The sequence below is a fragment of the Reichenbachiella faecimaris genome, assembly GCF_900176375.1.
Lineage (GTDB): Bacteria > Bacteroidota > Bacteroidia > Cytophagales > Cyclobacteriaceae > Reichenbachiella > Reichenbachiella faecimaris.
The window spans coordinates 764017-782621 of sequence record NZ_FWYF01000002.1; the positions used below are offsets into that span (position 1 = coordinate 764017).

General features: G+C 39.5%; 16 protein-coding genes. 3 read left to right on the plus strand and 13 right to left on the minus strand.

Annotated elements, in window-relative coordinates:
- Window positions 1–284 precede the first annotated feature (284 nt).
- Window positions 285–1640 (plus strand): adenylosuccinate lyase, encoded by a 1356-nt coding sequence (gene purB, locus B9A58_RS11070; RefSeq protein WP_084372905.1) that lies wholly within the window; start codon window positions 285–287, stop codon window positions 1638–1640.
- A gap of 451 nt (window positions 1641–2091) precedes the next feature.
- Here purB and B9A58_RS11075 read toward each other — a convergent pair whose 3' ends face one another.
- The 8 genes from B9A58_RS11075 to B9A58_RS11110 all read right to left on the minus strand — a co-directional run bounded on the left by B9A58_RS11075 (window position 2092) and on the right by B9A58_RS11110 (window position 10549).
- Window positions 2092–2505 carry a hypothetical protein gene (locus B9A58_RS11075; protein ID WP_084372906.1) on the minus strand — a complete coding sequence of 138 codons (414 nt, stop codon included), beginning with the start codon at window positions 2503–2505 and terminating at the stop codon, window positions 2092–2094.
- 59 nt (window positions 2506–2564) lie between these two features.
- Window positions 2565–2825, minus strand: coding sequence for a DUF493 family protein (locus B9A58_RS11080; protein WP_084372907.1), 261 nt, complete (start codon window positions 2823–2825; stop codon window positions 2565–2567).
- Window positions 2826–2881: 56 nt separating this feature from the next.
- Window positions 2882–4990: a peptidylprolyl isomerase gene (locus B9A58_RS11085; RefSeq protein WP_084372908.1), complete on the minus strand. Its 2109-nt coding sequence runs from the start codon at window positions 4988–4990 to the stop codon at window positions 2882–2884.
- Window positions 4991–5075: 85 nt separating this feature from the next.
- The gene (locus tag B9A58_RS11090) at window positions 5076–6359 is read right to left on the minus strand and encodes a hemolysin family protein (protein ID WP_084372909.1); all 1284 of its coding nucleotides are present in this window, start codon (window positions 6357–6359) and stop codon (window positions 5076–5078) included.
- Between the two features lie 168 nt (window positions 6360–6527).
- A complete protein-coding gene (lptC, locus tag B9A58_RS11095; RefSeq protein WP_084372910.1) occupies window positions 6528–7073 on the minus strand; it encodes an LPS export ABC transporter periplasmic protein LptC in 546 nt (181 codons plus the stop codon).
- A 91-nt stretch (window positions 7074–7164) separates the two neighbouring features.
- Complete coding sequence (locus tag B9A58_RS11100; protein WP_084372911.1) at window positions 7165–8457, minus strand: tetratricopeptide repeat protein; 1293 nt, start codon at window positions 8455–8457, stop codon at window positions 7165–7167.
- 87 nt (window positions 8458–8544) lie between these two features.
- A complete protein-coding gene (locus tag B9A58_RS11105; protein WP_084372912.1) occupies window positions 8545–9831 on the minus strand; it encodes a BamG family beta-barrel-assembly machinery protein in 1287 nt (428 codons plus the stop codon).
- Window positions 9818–10549 carry a type III pantothenate kinase gene (locus B9A58_RS11110; RefSeq protein ID WP_084372913.1) on the minus strand — a complete coding sequence of 244 codons (732 nt, stop codon included), beginning with the start codon at window positions 10547–10549 and terminating at the stop codon, window positions 9818–9820. Before B9A58_RS11110 ends, B9A58_RS11105 begins: the two co-directional genes overlap by 14 nt.
- A 232-nt stretch (window positions 10550–10781) precedes the next feature.
- Here B9A58_RS11110 and B9A58_RS11115 point away from each other — a divergent pair, with 232 nt between their 5' ends.
- Window positions 10782–12266, plus strand: coding sequence for a sodium:proton antiporter (locus B9A58_RS11115; protein ID WP_084372914.1), 1485 nt, complete (start codon window positions 10782–10784; stop codon window positions 12264–12266).
- Window positions 12267–12277: 11 nt separating this feature from the next.
- Here the strand turns inward: B9A58_RS11115 and ribH are convergent, their stop codons facing one another.
- The 3 genes from ribH to pdhA all read right to left on the minus strand — a co-directional run bounded on the left by ribH (window position 12278) and on the right by pdhA (window position 14643).
- On the minus strand, window positions 12278–12754 hold the full coding sequence (gene ribH, locus B9A58_RS11120) for a 6,7-dimethyl-8-ribityllumazine synthase (protein WP_084372915.1): 477 nt from the start codon (window positions 12752–12754) through the stop codon (window positions 12278–12280).
- A gap of 76 nt (window positions 12755–12830) precedes the next feature.
- Window positions 12831–13535, minus strand: a complete 705-nt coding sequence (locus B9A58_RS11125; RefSeq protein ID WP_084372916.1) for a YfgM family protein — start codon at window positions 13533–13535, stop codon at window positions 12831–12833.
- A gap of 76 nt (window positions 13536–13611) precedes the next feature.
- Window positions 13612–14643 (minus strand): pyruvate dehydrogenase (acetyl-transferring) E1 component subunit alpha, encoded by a 1032-nt coding sequence (gene pdhA, locus B9A58_RS11130; protein WP_084372917.1) that lies wholly within the window; start codon window positions 14641–14643, stop codon window positions 13612–13614.
- A gap of 109 nt (window positions 14644–14752) precedes the next feature.
- Between pdhA and recF the strand changes: the two genes are divergently transcribed.
- On the plus strand, window positions 14753–15859 hold the full coding sequence (gene recF / locus B9A58_RS11135) for a DNA replication/repair protein RecF (protein WP_084372918.1): 1107 nt from the start codon (window positions 14753–14755) through the stop codon (window positions 15857–15859).
- Here the strand turns inward: recF and B9A58_RS11140 are convergent.
- Together B9A58_RS11140 and B9A58_RS11145 are read right to left on the minus strand one after the other, a co-directional pair.
- A complete protein-coding gene (locus B9A58_RS11140; protein WP_084372919.1) occupies window positions 15856–17172 on the minus strand; it encodes a sensor histidine kinase in 1317 nt (438 codons plus the stop codon). The two genes, recF and B9A58_RS11140, sit on opposite strands and share 4 nt — an antisense overlap.
- A gap of 83 nt (window positions 17173–17255) precedes the next feature.
- Window positions 17256–18572, minus strand: a complete 1317-nt coding sequence (locus B9A58_RS11145) for a cytochrome P450 (protein WP_084372920.1) — start codon at window positions 18570–18572, stop codon at window positions 17256–17258.
- Window positions 18573–18605: the final 33 nt, after the last annotated feature.

The window sequence follows — 18605 nt, forward strand, 5'->3', positions numbered from 1 at the left end:
CGGCTTGGCGCTTACTTGAATATGGGTAGATCTAACACGCGAGATTACCATTAAGTGGTTTAAACCAGCTATCCTCAAGTCATTCCGTAGCTTGCGGAGGAATCTTCTTAGTTGCGTATTGAGCGTTGGCTAACTGCCACTGACTAAGGAGATTTCTTCAATCATCCGACTATCGTCGAATTCCTTACGAAATGACAAAAATCAGAGTTCCTCATCTAACCAGATTTGTCTAATTTTGCCGTCCAATAATTTTGGCGCAAGCCACTCATACTAAGTAAAGAAGGATGGAATTGAATGCACTCACGGCGATCTCGCCAGTAGACGGAAGATACAGAAGACACACTGCTCAGTTGGCTGAGTATTTTTCAGAGTTTGGTTTGATCAAATACAGAGTACATGTAGAGGTGGAATACTTCATTGCATTGTGCCAGCATCCTTTACCACAGCTGAAAGATGTGGATACTTCCGTATTTGGGAAGTTGAGACAAAGTGTGGTTGAGTTTTCTGAAGGGGATGCTCAGGCCATCAAAGACATTGAAAAAACGACCAACCATGATGTAAAGGCAGTTGAGTATTTCATCAAAGCCAAATTTGACGATTTGGGTCTAAGCCAATTCAAAGAATTCATCCACTTTGGATTAACTTCTCAGGATATCAACAATACAGCAATTCCTTTGCAGTTGAAGCATGCCATTGAAGAGGAATACCTTCCTTTGATTAATCAAATCACGGATACCCTGATGGGCTTGGCAGAAGATTGGAAAGATATTCCAATGCTGGCTAAGACGCACGGTCAGCCGGCTTCTCCTACTTTATTGGGCAAAGAAATTTTGGTGTTTCATGAGCGATTGACTCAGCAGATCAACATGCTGGATGGCGTGAGATATGGTGCCAAGTTTGGTGGTGCTACGGGTAACATGAATGCACATCATATCGCTTACCCAGAAGTGAACTGGATCAAGTTTGCTAACAATTTTGTAGACAACACACTTGGACTGAGAAGAAGCTATCCGACTACGCAGATTGAGCATTATGATGACATGGCTGCGCTGTTTGACAACCTGAAAAGAATCAACACGATTTTGATTGATTTTAGTCGGGACATCTGGCAATATATCTCCATGGGCTATTTCAAACAAAAAATCATCAAAGGTGAAGTAGGATCATCTGCTATGCCTCACAAGGTAAATCCTATTGACTTTGAAAATGCGGAAGGAAACTTGGGCATTGCTAATGCGAACTATGACTTCCTTGCTGGCAAATTGCCCATCTCAAGATTGCAAAGAGACTTGACGGATTCAACAGTTTTGAGAAACGTAGGTGTACCTATTAGTCATTCTTTCATTGCTTTGAAATCATTGGAAAAAGGAATTGGCAAACTGGAATTGAATCAGCATGCTATTGAGTATGATCTGGATCAAAACTGGGCAGTGGTGTCTGAGGCCATTCAGACGATCTTAAGAAGAGAGGCATACCCAGAACCTTATGAAGCTTTGAAGGCTTTGACTCGTGGCAATCAAGAAATCACACATGAGGTGATTAAGGATTTTGTGGATACGTTGGAGGTATCGGATGAATTGAAGAAGCAGCTGAAGTCGATCACACCTTTTAATTATACTGGGATTAATCCTTTGGGTTAATTATTGACCTCGTGCAAGTGTTTATCCGTCCTCATGCAAGTGTTTTGACTTGTTCTATTTCCGTTTTGCACAAGTGACAAACCACCTGCGCTGGATGGATTTTTCATTTTTTGGCTTGACCCAAAAAACGAACCGCGGCGGCGGACCGCCAAAAAAAGCAAGACTGCGAATGAATTCCTAATATTTAGGCTGGTACGGCGCTGAAATCCAAACTCACTCCGTTCAAACACGGATTTCATGTAGATCTCATTGGCCTAAATATCTTAATGGAATTAATTCGATGTCAAAATTCTCGAATGATTAATAGTGTTTATCCAACCTTGTGCAATTCTTTTCCACTTGCTCTAGACGAGATAGCAGTTGTGCTAACTGACAGATCGCGGAACAGATCCGCGAAAGTATTTGTTTCCCTTTAGGAGAACAGAATAGTGGGGTTTAATCAAATGGCTATTTAACCACGTCTATCACCACTGGTCATGGCGCAGGCTTTGAAGCGCTTGTTGACCGTTGCGCGCCACCAGGGGCCTTTGGTGAAAAATAGAATGGTCTTGGTGGTCGTATTGGTCTTAAACCTGCGCCACCAAGGGACAAGGCCTGGTTCGGGTCTGTGCTCTATGCCATATTCGAAGCCCATGTTGTGAGTGACTTGCATGGCGCATGGATTGCCGAACAATACCTTTCCTCCATCTTTCACATAGATAAACCTGATTTTTTTTTCTTTTGGGAAATTGCTCGACTTATTTTCTTTGACTTTCTTGTTGACTTTTCTTGTTGGCAAATCCTCTTCTATAGGGCTTTGCGCCCACGTATCAGCAGCTATTCCTAATAGTAGGCACGAAAGGATAGAAAAAAAGAAAAGCTTCATTTTCAAATAAATCAATTAACAAGACAAGATATAAACTGAACGGCAAAGAAGTTAGTGCGTTAGAGGGAAATTATTCCTTCTATTTTGGCGGCTTCCTGATAATGGTCGATGATCTCCTGACTTGAAGCTGCCATGATCTTGACAGTGGTACTCACATATTTTCCTCCACTGGAGGATTTTTGTGTCACTTCGTGCTTGGGGAATAATTTCTCTATCTCGTTCACCTGATCTGGTTTTACGATAAACTTGAATACGTATAGCGTGGGAAAACTATGTGTATTGTCTAATTTCTCTTTGAATGAGTCTGTAGATTGATCCATATAAACAAAAAAGTCACGTCCTTTAGGAACGTGACTCGAATTTATAATTTTATTGACTAAAAGAATTTATATCTCTCGTCTTTGATTTCAGCTAATTCTTTAATGGTCTGGTCAACACTGTAAGCAATTCGTCCTTGACGCTGCTGCAAAACTTGTGTGCGGTACGACTCGTAATCAGAAATTTCTGGAGCTTCTAGCTTATTCACCATTTCAATGATCAATACGCCATTGTCCACTGCGAACGGTTTAGTGGTTTCTCCATTTTCCATTGAGAAGGCTACACCTACAGCTTCAGGAGCTAGACCCACACTCTTTAGCGAGTTGCTGCTCAATTTCAATGCTGGCATATTGTACACCTTGGCACCTTCACCATAGCTTGCGGCTATTTCATCCATTGTGCCTGTCAGGCCATTTAGCTTTTCGGTAATGATTTTCGCTTTTTTCTGATCTCTTACTTTTTTGGTTACTTCAAATCTTACTGATTCCAATGCTGCAACTCCTTCTTCTTGCTCATCAGTTAATACTGCGATTACATATTGATCATCAATTTCGAATACCTCAGATACATCTCCAATGCTCGCTGTGTTGTATGCCCAATAAACGATACTTCTTCCTTCAGCAATTCCTGTGATGCGTCTGTCGTTTTTGCGAACACGGGCTGCAGTTTTTATGGACAAATTATTTTCTTTAGCAGTGGCTTCGAATTCTTCAAGGTTAGATGCGTTAAGAGCGAATTGCTCAGCATCTCTATAGTATTTGTTTCTTGTGTCATCGCTTACAAAAATATCTAAAGCCACCTTTGCAATTTTGTAAACTACATTAGTCTTGGTTTCTGTTACGTTGATGATGTGATAACCAAACTGTGTTTCTACTACGTCGCTCAACAATCCTTTTCTAGAAGCACCATATACGGCTTCCTGAAACGGAGCTACCATGGCACCTTCTGCAAACCAACCTAAGTCCCCTCCCTTAGAAGCTGTTCCGTCAGTTCCGTGCAGTCTTGCCATTTCTGCGAAGTCAGCTCCGCTTTTGATCTGTTTCAATACGTCTCTTGCTTCTTTTTTAGCTTTGGCTTTTTCTGCATCACTATCACTAGCCCACTTGAAAAGAATGTGGCTTGCTCTGGCAGAGTTAGCGTCGCTAGGTCTCATGCTTGCCACCTTGTAAATGACATAGCTGCCATTTTCTATCACTGGCCCTACAAACGTACCAGCGCCCATCACTACATCTTCGCCCTGAAAAACAGCTGGAAGCTCGCCTGGCGTATAATTTTTAAATGCATCTGAAGCATCAGAGTTAACAACAGCAAAAGTGGAATCGTTATCCGTGTTGATCAATTCTGATTTTAGTTTTTCAATCTGCTCAACTACCATAGCTGTATCATCAGCAGATGGCACCACGTCGAATGAAATGTACTTCACAGATTTGGACTCTTCTCTTTGGTATTCTTTTTCGTTATCACTTAAATAAGCTTTCAATTCACTATCGGATACATTGATCGCTGTGTCTGCCATAGACAAGAATGGCACATAGACATAATTGATTTCTGCTGTATTAGATTCGTTTTGGTATTTGAACTTGGCTTCAGCCTCTGTGGCGTAGTTCGTTTTTATCATTAAGTTGTCAAACTTCAACCTCAATCTACTTGGACCCAAGTTCTTCTCGAAATTGTACCAGTTGGCACGTTGAGCTGGCGTTTGCTCACCAAGGTTTTGTAAGAAAGCTACTACATTGTCTTTGCTAAATTCTCCAGTTTGTGGATCAGTAAAAGCCTGTCTGATTTCAGGGCTGATGTTATCACCTTGAACCATGTCAACGATTTCTTCATCAGAAACATCAATGCCGATAGCGTTAAATTCATTTTTGAATGCGTATTCGGCAACCAATGCATCCCAAGTCAGGTTTCGAATACCTGCTATGTCGTTAGACGTTGGAGTTCTTCGGTTAGATTGTGTCCAGTTATATTCCATCTCGTCCTGTTTGGCCAGGAAATCCTGATAAGAAATATTAGAGCCAGCGATTTCGCCAACATTGGTTTTTGAATTGCCAAGTAGGGTTGAATTAGGGCCTAATAGGTCAGCGCCTACGAATGCCACAATTGAAAATCCAATTAGGAAAACAATGATCTTACTCCCCTTCTCTCTTAGCGTATTTATTGCTGCCATTGTATAAAATTGTTTAAAACGAAGCGCAAAATAAGCAAGACTGATGTTAATATCAAAACTTTTCCTATGCTTAGGAATTTGATTGTCACGGAGTTATACTGGGTGGGTTTATTTTGAGACGAACCTTTTCAATTCTGGCTTCGTCCATGAGCAATATTTCTATTGAAAAACCTTCTATTTCAATGATTTGGCCCTTTTTGGGGAGATTTTCGTTGACGGACAAAATCAAGCCGCCTATGGTATCAAAATCACCTTTTGGCAGGGACCAGTTATAAGTTTCATTGAGATAAGTGATTTCCTGTCTGGCACTTAAGATATATTCCTGATCATTGAGCTTTTCTTCGAGCAAATCGGACTCATCGTGCTCATCATGAATTTCGCCAAAAATCTCCTCAATGATGTCTTCTATACTTACAATTCCCGAAGTCCCTCCGTATTCATCTACTACCAGTGCTAGTGTTTTATGATCTGTGATCATTTGAAGCAGAAGCTCGTTAGCTGCCATGGTTTCTGGCACTATAATGATCTTGGTCAGAATGCTCTTGATGTCAACTGGTTTTTTGAAGAGTTCGAGTGAGTGACAGTAGCCTATGACATCATCAATGGACTCGTTGTAGATTATAATTTTCGAGTGTCCACTTTCAATGAATTGATTATTTAACTCATCTATACTGGCATTTACGTCTATGGCAATAATTTCAGTTCTAGGGATCATGCACTCACGAACCTTTACAGTTTTGAAATCAAGCGCATTGTTGAAGTATTTTGTGTCGACATCCTGCTCTGCTTGATCGATTCGGTCGTCAGCTATTTTTTTGATGTAATTGTTTAGATCAGTAAGCCCAAAAACAGGAATCTCATCAGAATAATTGAGTCTTAACAATTTGACTATAAAAATCTTGCTGGCAAATACAATAAGAAAAACTGCTGGACTAAGGATGTAATAGATGATCAAAAAAGGGACTGCCAGAAACGATAGTAGCCTGTATGGGTTTACCAGAAAAATACTTTTAGGAATGTACTCAGCCGTAAAGAGCACTATAATGGTAGAAATAATAGTTTGCAAAAGCAACACGATCAGATCATTGGAAAACTGCATAGGTAATATTCTAACCAACCAAGGATCCAGTAGCATGGCCATAAAAATACCATAGATAACTAGGGTAAGATTGTTGCCAATAAGTGTGGTGGCAATAAAATTGGAGGGCTTACGGGCAAATTTGGATAGTACTCTGGCCGATAATGTTCCTTGTTGGCCTTGTAGTTCGATATGCAGTTTATTGGTCGTGATAAATGCAATTTCCAATCCTGAGAACAGGGCAGAAAAAATGATGCATACGATGATTACTCCTACCAGAAATGGATCCATTTGATTATTTTTTCTCCTTTTTTAGTTTGTATAAAAGTATAAGAGAAATACTTAGCATAAAAATCCAATAGGAATGCATAAATCCTAAAGTCATGGTTTGATGAAGTCCAATAAGGAAAAATGCCGCGGATAAAGTAAGAATAATGATTTGTAACAAGTTGTTCATCGCTAATTAGTCTGTGGCTGCTTAGTTTGAGGCATAATAGACATGACTCCACTGGGTTTGAGTATGGTATATTCTTCAAAGTTCTGGCTGGCTTCTAAACCCTCGCCTGTTAGTACTTCATCTTCCGTTTTAATGGTCACAAAGTTGTCCGTGTAAATTTGCTCTTTTTCTGGATCCCAATTAAGCAGCTCTGTGGATAGTTCATCGCCAGTAAAAAGACTTCTCATAATTACATTCCCTTCTGCTTGATAATAGTCTTCTTCTGAAAAATAATAGCCTTTATCCGCCAAAAGTGTGGAGGTCACTAGCCCGAAGGGATTATAAAATCTAAGGTATATTCCATCAGGAAAGTCTCGATCTTGATTAGACAAAACCAGTTGAGTTCGTGCAACAAGGCGGAGTTTGATGATCGCAGAATCAGAGACTAACATGTCAATATTACGCATGGCGACTTCGGGGCCATCGTAGATTTCATGATCTACTTTTTTTTGCTCTTTACAGCTAAAAAATAGGCCAATCAGACCAACAATAAACCATGATTTATTCATTGAACAAATGTGATCATTTATATACAAAATAAAAAAGCACTCTGAGGGACTTAATGCCTCCAGAGTGCTTCCTTTTAATAATCTCTTCTCTTTACGGCCTTCTTTCTAGCACTACTGTCTCGTTGATCCAGCAGCCTACTGTCATGGACTGACCTTCTGTGAGGCCAAGTTCAAAAATTTCTTCAATCGAAGGAAATTGCTCTTTGGCTTTGGCCATGGCAGCAGTATCTCCTGCTCTTTTGTATTGGTTGTAAGCCGCAATAAAAACTAATCTGTCGTCTACTTTGCTTACGCCAGCTTTACAGTCATTATAACTCTGCATGTAAAGATTGCCCACCAAAATGTATGCCTTAGTAGCTGAAGGGTCGTTCGCCAGGGCTTTTCTTGCATTTGTGCGTGCAGCTGACTTGTTCCCATTTGAAGCATACATCTGAGCCATGCTCATGTATATTTCTGACTTCTTTAAATTGTCATCTGTGAGATCTAAGGCTTGGTCATAATATTCACTTGCCTTTCCTAAATCTTCTGCTGATGCGTACTTGAGTGCAATTACTTTTGCTAAACCAAAGGCAGGTTCACTTTTATAAACCAATTCGGCTGCTTCAACGAAAGTTGGGCTCTCAGAGCATTTGGCCGTAAGCATCAATTGGAATACCTTTTTAGCCATTTTGGGATCTTGACTTTCTCGCATTTTTGGCGCCAGCTTATCTTCCACGAAAGCACAGTCTACAGTTACTGTAGCAGTCAATAATTTATCAACATTAGCCTGAATTTTTTCAAGCCTTGGTACATTTTTACCCTTTGAGATTTTTCCATCAATTACATCTGAAATCATCCCATACCTGTCAATAACTGCTTCATCAGTGATGTCGCCTCCGCTTAGCTTGTATCTTCTAACTACATCCATGTAGGCCATCAAATTGTTGTCCAACGTTCTGGCTTGGTTCATGTCGAATGTTTTATCAAAAAGCGTCATTAATTCTTGATATTTTGACGAAGTGCTTTTATAGTATTTGTAAGCAGTAAATGCTTTTCTGTTGAGCACATTTGCTTCATCTCCAAAATACTTTATTCTATCATCATACATCTGGAGTGCTTTCTCTTGAAGCGCTAATTTTTTTGCAGGGTCAGATTCTGCATCAACCAAACCTTCATATATTTTGGCTCCATTGATATATAGTGATTCGTTGAGATCTGGTGAATTGTCTAGCAACCACTGATGTGGGGCTACTGCTGTAGCAAATTGCTTGCTCTTCACAGCATCTACATAGAGTGCATTTTTTTCTTTGGCTGTCTCCACATCCTCTGGCCATTTCCATCCCTGCTGTGCAATTGAGATCGTATTTATCGCTATAAATAATCCTAATAGTACTAGCTTTTTCATATTTTCAAAATTTAATAGTCTTTAGCTTTCTTAAAGTCTAAATGCAAAACATTGCTGGTTTCACTGAAAGAAAGCGCAACATAATAATTAATTGTATTTTCTTCTAACAAACCAGCGATCATTGATCGTCGCACCCAATACAAATTTGAAGTATTGCTCCTTAACAAGGACTTCTGAGGCTTCTCCTCGCTGACCATATTTAAAGGCCATATTGATTGCAGATACTCCTTTAACTGGTAACGACCAGCCAAAATTGATGCCAAAGTTATTTACTGTTTTTCCTTCTATTACGAATGGCTCTTGTTTAAAATCAACACCAAATCTATATTTTACTCTTTTGAAGTAGCTATTGACGTCGTTGTATTTTGGAGTAATTTCAAATCCAAGTCCAACAGCCCAAGTACTTTGATACTTTTCTGCATCTGCTACGTAGCTTGCATCATCAAAAGCAAACCCTGCATTTTCTTGCCAAAAAGATCGTTTGACATCTAATCCTATTGTAAGTTTATTGAGTTTTTGCCAAGAAAAACCAACACCTAATTCTGTTGGTAATTGATATACTCCTGTTTGGTCATTAATTAGTGTATCTCCAGGAACTGTGGATCCATTGCTGGTTTCTACCTCAAGGCGGTCGAATCTGGTACCTTTTATGTCACCTCCGACATCATAAGTAAGGCCAAAATTCAATAGATTTTTTTCCGAAACGGCCTTGCTATAAAATAAGCCAACACCTAGATCAAACCCTGAATAATTTGTCTTTTCATGAACTCCAGTAGGAAACTGCTGAGAAATGCCTTCACCTTCCAAAAATATTGCCGTTCTTGCCTCTGTGAGGCCAAAAATGTATGACATGCGTAGCCCTGCAGAGAGCCCCTTGGCGACTTTTATGCCATTTGAAAAATAGACCTGGTTCAAACCGCCATCTCCCTCGAAGTCAATAATGGCATCTACGTTTGTGCCAGTTACATCTTGTCTTGTAGAGAAGCTATAGTTGACCGAACTATATGGCATGAGGCCAATACTCGAAGTCCATGTATTTGGCATGATAGGAAAGGCCAGAATTAAATACTTAAACCCTCCAGTTCCTACTTTGACAGAATTGAAGCTGTTTGAAACCGTTCTGTTCTCACCTTCAACGCCAATTTCAAATACCGTTAGGGAATTGTAGGTTAAAAGAGCGGGGTTCATATTGTTGACATGCCAAATGGATGGAGTGGCTATTCCCACGTTACCCATAGCAGCATTATTTGCTAGAGCCATCCCATTTAAGTCCCCAACTCCAATCACGGTGTATGGGGAGTACTTGTTTTGTGCTAAAACAAATTTGCAGCTTAAAAAAGCTGCAAGAATAATAATCCATTTAACTCTGCTCATTGTACTCCAATATCCTGTTCAATCCGATCAACACCAATTTAGGGGATGCAAAGATGGTTGCTTTTAAATTAGATTCAAAACTATTTGCTGCTCTGCCGCACATAATGACTTCTAAATCAGGCCATTTGACCAAATAGCGACTTATGATACCATCTACTTCAGCTGAAATCCCATTAATTACACCACTCACCATGGCGTCCTTCGTGGTTTTTCCTACGAGTTCTACCTTATTGTATTTGGTGATTAGTGGCAGTCTTTTGGTATAATCATTCATGGCTTTAAATCTTAAATCAATGCCAGGAGAAATACTGCCCCCTTGATACTTATGGTTTTTGTCCAAAAAATCATAAGTGATGCAAGATCCCATATCAATGACTAAATTATTCTTGCCAGAATTGATACATTCTGCTCCAGCCAATGCGGCAATTCTATCCACCCCTAGTGTGTTTTTTGTTTTATAATGATTCTCAAAGGGAATTGGTGTGCTGGCGTCTAAAATAATTATTCCATTGGCTGTCAACTGGCTAGCCAAATCTTGTGCTTCAGATGCAACCGAACAGATTATTATTCGTTTAGCAGCACTTTGATTGACCAAAGAGACAACTTCTTGGAGGCTCTGAAATACCCAGTCTTTGATCAATTGAGAACCTTGAAATTGACCAACTTTTATAGAAGAGTTGCCCATGTCTATGACGAAATTATCTGACTTATTGCTCATGGAATGGTGTTGCCTTTATTGTACTTTTTCTATACTGTGAAATTAATGGGAGAACTTATTACGTACAAAAATTGTAAAATATTAATACTACAGGTTTGGTTTTAGCATTTCAGATAATATCTTTATTACCTTGTTGTTGGCCTGCTATGAGAAGAATAAAAAATTTACCTTTTGAAACTAAAATGATCGGCTCAGATTTAATATAATTGCCCTCATTATTTCTATTAGCAGTATGTACAGATATTTGGTTCTTATTATTTTGTTGTGCTTCTCCCTTAAGGGGTATGCTGGCAGTATTGAGACCATTGAGTTGGAAACATCTACAGTAGAATTAGCTTCAAATACTGAAGCTGTGGCAGAAATAGTTAGTGACGATGCTCATCATCATGCGCCCTCATGGAGTGTGATTCCATTTGCCTTATTGCTTATAATGATTGCCACGGGCCCTTTGTTCTACGAGCACTTTTGGCACAAAAATTATCCAATTGTTGCGTGTGTACTGGCTGGATTAGTCGTTTTGTATTATCTGTTTGGTTTGCACAATATGCATGCACCAGTTCATGCTTTAGCTGAATATGTCCAGTTTATCGCCCTGCTTAGTGGACTATTTATTGCCTCTGGCGGCATTATGATAGAGGTAGATAAGGAGGCCAAACCAATGACCAACGTAATTATCTTGTTGATTGGAGCTTTAATTTCTAATATCATTGGTACCACAGGAGCTTCTATGCTTTTGATTCGTCCGTTTATCAGATTGAATAAAAATCGAATCAAACCTTATCATATCATATTCTTCATTTTTATGGTGAGTAATATAGGTGGCTCGTTGACGCCTATTGGTGACCCACCACTTTTCTTAGGCTTTCTGAAGGGTGTTCCTTTTTTCTGGACGCTTCAATACAATATCCTTCCCTGGATATTTGCCTGCTTATCATTAGCAGTGGTTTTCTACTTTACAGATAAAAAGAATAAGGCAGATTATAGCTTTGGAGAAAGTACTCACCAGCCTTCGAATACGGTTACATTCGTAGGCACAAAGAATTTTTTATGGCTGGCTGTTATTGTAGGAGCTGTGTTTTTGGATCCAAATGTCTTGGATTGGGTGCCAGCGATTCATTATGATGGTCAGAAATTCTCTTATATCCGGGAAATAATTATGCTGACTGGAGGCTTCTTGTCGTATAAATTTGCGAATAAAGAAGCGCTACAATGGAATGAGTTTAATTTTGAGCCCATTCGTGAAGTTGCCTTTATTTTTATCGGCATATTTGGTACGATGATGCCAGCGCTAGAGTTGGTTGGGAATTTTGCTCAGTCTGATGCTGGAGCCGCTATGATTACGCACAACACCCTTTACTGGGGAACGGGTTTACTCTCTGGTTTCTTGGATAATGCACCAACTTATATCAATTTCTTGACGGCAGCTTTGGCTTCACAAGGAGGATCAATTACAACTATGGCAGATGTAGTCGGCTTTTCTAATGGAGAGTTTGTCAATTCTATCTTGTCGCTCAAGGCGATATCTATTGCGGCTGTATTTTTTGGATCAATGACCTATATTGGTAATGGGCCTAATTTTATGGTAAAGTCTATTGCAGAGCAAGTAGGAATTAAGATGCCCTCTTTCTTTGGCTACATCATTAGATTCTCGATTCCGATCTTGTTGCCACTCTTTGTCATAGTGTGGCTGATTTTCTTTTACTGGCAGCTGTTATAAAATTGAGCTGACTAGAGCGCCAACATTTTTATAGCTGTGATGGCCGCCTCATCACCTTTGTTTCCATGCTTTCCTCCAGCCCTATCTGTGGCTTGTTTTTGATTCTCAGGTGTAAGTACACCAAAAATGACGGGTTTGTCATATTTCAATGAAACGTTGGTGATGCCATGGGCTACTGCATCACAGATGAAGTCAAAATGGCGAGTTTCACCCTGAATGACACACCCTAAACAAATTACTGCATCCACATCATCTCTTTGAGCAAGTTTTTGTGCACCAAGGCTAAGCTCAAAACTACCTGGTACATCTACTCTGTGAATATGCTCTGGCTTTGCTCCATGATGCTTGAGGGTTTCAATCGCTCCATTATAGAGTGACTCTGTAACTTCCTCATTCCACTCGGATACCACAATAGCAAATGTCTTATTAGAGATGTCAATGACATTTTTTGAACTGTATTCGCTAAGGTTTTTAAGGTTACTGGCCATGGGGTCTATTTTGAATTTTAAAATAAAAAAGGGAAAGGTATAAACCCATCCCTTTTAAAATATTTTTGTTGACAGCTTAGTTAGTCAATCCTTCGAGTCTCGCTACATGCTTTACAGACTCTTGGTATTCTACTACGCCGTAGAAATCATTGACGATGGTTTGGTAATTGTTTTTTGCGGCACTCAAGTTTCCAGCTTGCTCATTGGCAATAGCCGCTTTAGTCAAGTACGTTGGGCTAAACTGCTTATTCGCATTATAGTCAGCTGCTTTTTCATATTGATCTGCAGCCTCACTATAGTTGCCCAATTCCATCTGTGCATCACCAATTAAAGCATAAGCCCTTGCTTGAATGATATAATCAGAAGCACTAAAAGCACCTAAGTAACGAATGGCGTTTTCGAAATCACCAAGCTCTAAATAAGTGGCACCTGCATAATAATTGGCCATATTAGCAGCATCAGTCATGCTATATTCACTAATAATATCAAGGAAACCATAGTCGTTTCCATCACCATTTAATGCTTTACCCAAGCTATCTGCTTCAAAGTAATATACCGCTTGAAACATATCTCTTTCGGCATTTTCATTTTGCCCTTGGATATAGTAGTTGCTAAACATGTAGCCAACAATGGCAACTACAATTATTCCCGCCAATACAGATACAACTGTTTTGTTCTTTTCAATAAACTGTTCTGTTCTTGAAAGTTGTTCTGCTATCGCTTCCGGATTCTCAAACAAATCGTGGTCGTGACTCTCCGTGCTTTTTCTCTTCTTTGTCATTCTATTTCAAAAATTCTGACCGCAAATGTAGCAATATTTTAAAATCAATAGTTAATGCCGCAAATTATATCCGTTATTAGTCCTCCAAGAATGGGTAGGCCGGGTCTGCATACACATCTGTGTAAGCATTCTCCGGAGCAGGATATGCTGATTCTTCAGCGAATTTTACGCAAAGGCTAACTTCTTCCTTTACTTTTTGGTCAATGGTTGTTAATTCGTTTTCTGTTGCCAGTTTCTTAGTAAGAATTTCTTTTCTCACCATTTCTACTGGATCTTTCGCCTTATAAGATTCTACTTCTTCCTTCGTTCTGTATTTGGCAGGATCAGACATAGAGTGTCCTTTGTATCGATAAGTCCTCATTTCCAACAAAGTCGGACCGTCACCTTTTCTAGCTCTCTCTGCCGCCCTAGCTACAGCATGGTGTACGTCGATTACTGACATGCCATCTACAGACTCAGAAGGCATTTCATAAGCACTACCTAATTGATCAAGGCCAGTGACGTTAGACGTTCTTTGTACGGAAGTACCCATGGCATAGCCGTTGTTTTCAATCACAAAGATTGCTGGTAATTTCATGGTCATAGCCATATTCAAGGCCTCATGGAAAGCACCTTGTCTGACGGCACCATCACCCATATAGGTAATGCTCAATTTGCCAGTGTTGTTATATTTTTCTGCGAAGGCGAGACCAGCACCTAACGGCACCTGACCTCCTACAATCCCGTGGCCACCAAAGAAGTGATGCTCCTTGTCAAAAATATGCATAGAGCCACCTTTTCCTTTTGAAATACCTGTTTCCTTGGCAAATAACTCTGCCATGATTTTTTTAGGGTCGGTTCCCAAAGCGATTGGGTGCGCGTGATCTCTATAAGCCGTGATGTATTTATCACCTTCTTCGAGCGCACTTACTGCTCCAGCTACACAGGCTTCCTGGCCAATGTACAAGTGACAAAATCCCTTGATCTTTTGCTGACCATAAAGCTGACCCGCTTTTTCCTCAAATTTTCTCATCATCAACATGGTTTCATACCATGTCATATAAGTTTCTTTTGAGAATTCGTTTTTGGATGTTGCTTTTGATTTCTTTTTTTCTTTTACACTTGCCATTTCAAAAGTTATTTAAGCGTTTTGACTTAATTAAGTACTTTGGGATTGTCGTTTCGCTTGTTTTTACGAACAGCGAAATTAGTTAAATTAGTAGTTACCGCAAAGCATTATGTTTCTTCAATCACTCTCCTTGCAATATTTTAAGAATTATGAAAAGGTGGAGGTTTCATTTTGCGATCATTTCAACTGTCTGGTAGGGATAAATGGCAGTGGAAAAACCAATGTACTCGACGCCATTCATTATTTATCCACCACGAAGAGTGCTTTTCATGCATTGGACGCTCAAAGCATCAATCATGATGGGCAATACTTTGTCATTAATGGACAGTTTTGCCTGAATGATAAAGAAAGCAAGGTGCATTGTAGCCTAAAGAAAAATAGCAGAAAGACGTTTAAGGTAGATGATTACGAATACGAAAAACTGAGTGAACATGTAGGTAAATTTCCAATAGTGCTGATTGCACCTAATGATGATGAACTGATTCGTGAAAGCAATGAAACAAGGCGTAAGTTCTTTAACAGTATTATTTCACAATATGATCAAAAGTATTTGCACTCATTGATCAAGTACAACCATCATCTCAAACAACGCAATGCGCTACTGAAATCTATGAATGAATCTGGCAGAATGGATGATGTCATGATTGAAGCCTACAACGAGCCATTAATAGTTCTAGGCCAAGAAATAGCCAAAACGAGAAAATCTTTTATTAAAGAATTCCTTCCTCATCTTCAGGCTAATTATGACAGAATATCTGACAAGAGAGAGAAAGTAAGTGTGGTGTACCATACAAAAGTTTTGGATAAGAATTTTGCCGAACAACTTGCTAAAGGGACTCAAAAGGATGTGATTACTCAGCGCACAAATCTAGGGATTCACAGAGATGAGTATTTATTTGAAATTGATGACTTTTTGATAAAAAAATATGGTTCTCAAGGTCAGCAAAAATCCTTACTCATTAGTTTGAAGTTAGCTCAATTTGAGTTCATCAAATCTCATTTAGGGCAGACACCTATTTTACTATTGGATGATATATTCGACAAGCTGGATGATGGCCGCATTTCTCAATTGATGTCCATTATAGGTTCAAATGATTTCGGACAAGTCTTTGTCACTGATGCGCGAGAGGAGAGAACAAGAAGTTTGCTTCAGGGAAAATTTGAACCTATGAAAATATTTCAGGTGAGCGGAAACACGATCCAAGAATTGGATTAGTTGTGTCTTTTGAATCTGAGATAAAATGTGCTGCCTTTCCCAACTTCACTGTCTACAGATAGTTCGCCCTCCAGCTTAGCCATGAATTCTGAACATAAAGAAAGCCCAATGCCTGAGCCTCTTTCGAGTTTTGTGCCTGCTGTGTGCGCATGGTTGAACGTAAAGAGTTTGTCAAGTCTTTCTTTTTCAATTCCGACACCTTGATCTTGAATGGCTAGCTCCACCCACCTATCTGTGGATTGGAAGGAGATCACCACAGTCGTGTTTTCTTGACTAAATTTAATCGCATTGCCCAACAGGTTTCGAAGTACAATGTCAAACATCTCCGAATCAGCATATATTTCTTCACCTTGCTGTACTGTATTTTTGATCTCTATATTTTTCTCCTGAGCCAGGCTTTCAAGCCCATTCATACAGTGGTTGATACTCGTGGGAATATCAATTATTTCCATATTGATTTGAAAGCCATTCATCTGATTCTTGGTCCAAAATAGAATTTTTTGAACGTAGCCAATCGTGCCACTGACCTGATGTCCTATTTTTTGTAAAAGTTGAGTTGATTCAGCTGGCGAAATGGCCTTTTCCTTGAACATATTAACTATTGTGTTAATGCTGTTAAGAGGAGATTGCACGTCATGAGACACGACAGAAAGCAATTTGTCCTTCAACAAATTGTATCGCTCAGCTTCTATATTTTTCTCATGGAGCAGATGGCCATTGGCAAAAGCTCTCCTCCCGCTTTTTTCTAGCAGATACCCAGCCATAGCTGCCACTACCCAGTTGATCATAATATTGGGTAGTTGTCCCATGTGATGGTCATTGGGGTACCACCAAAAACAATATATCACATAAATAACAAGATAGATCACGGCTAAAATTAGTGCGTTAGTGAAGCGCAATCCGCTTACGGTAAACACGATATAAATCAAGGTAAAGGCAACATTGGAAAAGAAGAGGTAATACATATCTCCATGGATATCTTGAGCCAGTGAAATCAGGTACAAAAGCAACAAACTACTAAACACAAATTGCTGATGATAAGCAGGGCCCTGCTTGCTCAGGAAATTTGAAATTAAAATAACTAGCGTATAAAAAAGCAACATGGCTACTCTAGTAGCCACAGGATAAAAAGGGTTTTCCATCCTAAAAAACTCAACCACTATGAGATAGCCTTCTAGCACAAATAAGAAAATAAAGACCACCTTCAGCGAGCGATGTGCCGTGGGAAATGCCTTAATTCTGTAATGCTCTTCCACCTCCTTTTCTATAAACTGAAGGGTGAAAGGATTTTGCTTCAACGAGATTTGCCCCATAGAAATCTATCTACAATATGAAGAGCTGGCTGAGATTAGGAGGCTTTGAGTAATATAACGAATCTAGCCTAAATTATAATCGCTTAGGTTCTTTTTGTCAACTGAATGTTCACAAGTTGGTTTGGGCGGAGTGTCAGTAGTGGGTTGAAACCAATCTCTTTTGGGGATAACGGTTTGAGCTTAAAAGTGCGGACAAACTGCACAAGCAAAATGGTCATTTCAAATAGAGCGAAGTTGTTGCCAATGCAAAACCTGGGGCCCCCTCCAAAGGGTAAATACTGAAATTTGTGTTTGAAATTATAAGTTTCGAATCTATCCGGGTCGAATAAAGCTGGGTTTTCCCAATAGTCAGGATGATGGTGCAACTCGTAAATACTATTCATCAATTGATACCCTTCCTCTATTTCAAACTCCCCTAGTCGATCTTGTGCTTTCGCCTTCCTCACAACATTCCAAATGGGAGGATACAAACGCATGGATTCTTTGATCACTTGGCCAGTGTATTTGAGGTTAGCAAAATTCATTAAGTCTAAACTTTCATAGTCACCCAACTCGTTGACCTCTTCAAACAATCGGTTTTGAATCTCTGGATGATGGGCCAAGAGGTGTAGCATCCAAGTCATCCCTAGCGAAGATGTTTCGTGGCCAGCAACCAAAAAAGTGAGTATTTCGTCCCTGATTTGAATGAAGTCTTTTTTAGCATCAAGTTTAGTAAGCAAAACAGAAAGCAAGTCTTCAATATCCTTCCCTCCAATCGAAGTTCTTTCTTCAATTGTTCTTTGAATCAGATCATTAGAATCTGTCATCATAGCATGATAGTGACGATGATTTTTTGTAGGAATCCAAAGCGGCCATTTGAAAGGGCTACGTATTCTATTCACAATAAATTCTTGTCCAAAATTCACATGACCAGACATTTTAGAAAGAATTTCCTCATCTGAAGAATGGATGAGTGAATTCAAAAGAATGGTGAGTGTCAGCCCATTCATTTCAGTATCTAGTCTCAAAGCCTGATTATCAGCAAGTGTCGATAAGTACTGACTTCCAGTCTCCCATACTGCCGGCAACAATTTTCGCAGTTCATTTTTATGAAAGGAAGGCTGTAGCATTTTTCTGTTTCTGTGCCACTCTTCGCCCTCTGATGTGAGAAGACCATTACCCAAGACTAATGCTACTTGCTTGTAACCATTACTCTTGGTGTAGTTTTCATGATTACTGGCCAGCACGTGCTGCGCTTGTTCGGGATCAGAAATAAGTGCAAATTTCCCTATAGGTAAATTGAGATCTACAGGGGAACCATAGGTTCTGGCAGCCTCTTTCATGTACAAGATGGGAGACGCTTGAAATTTCTTAAGGTTTTGAAATTTACTATTTTCTGGAAAGGCTTTTGGTGGTTTCAAAACTTGATTTTTAGAAGGCTAATATAAACCAAT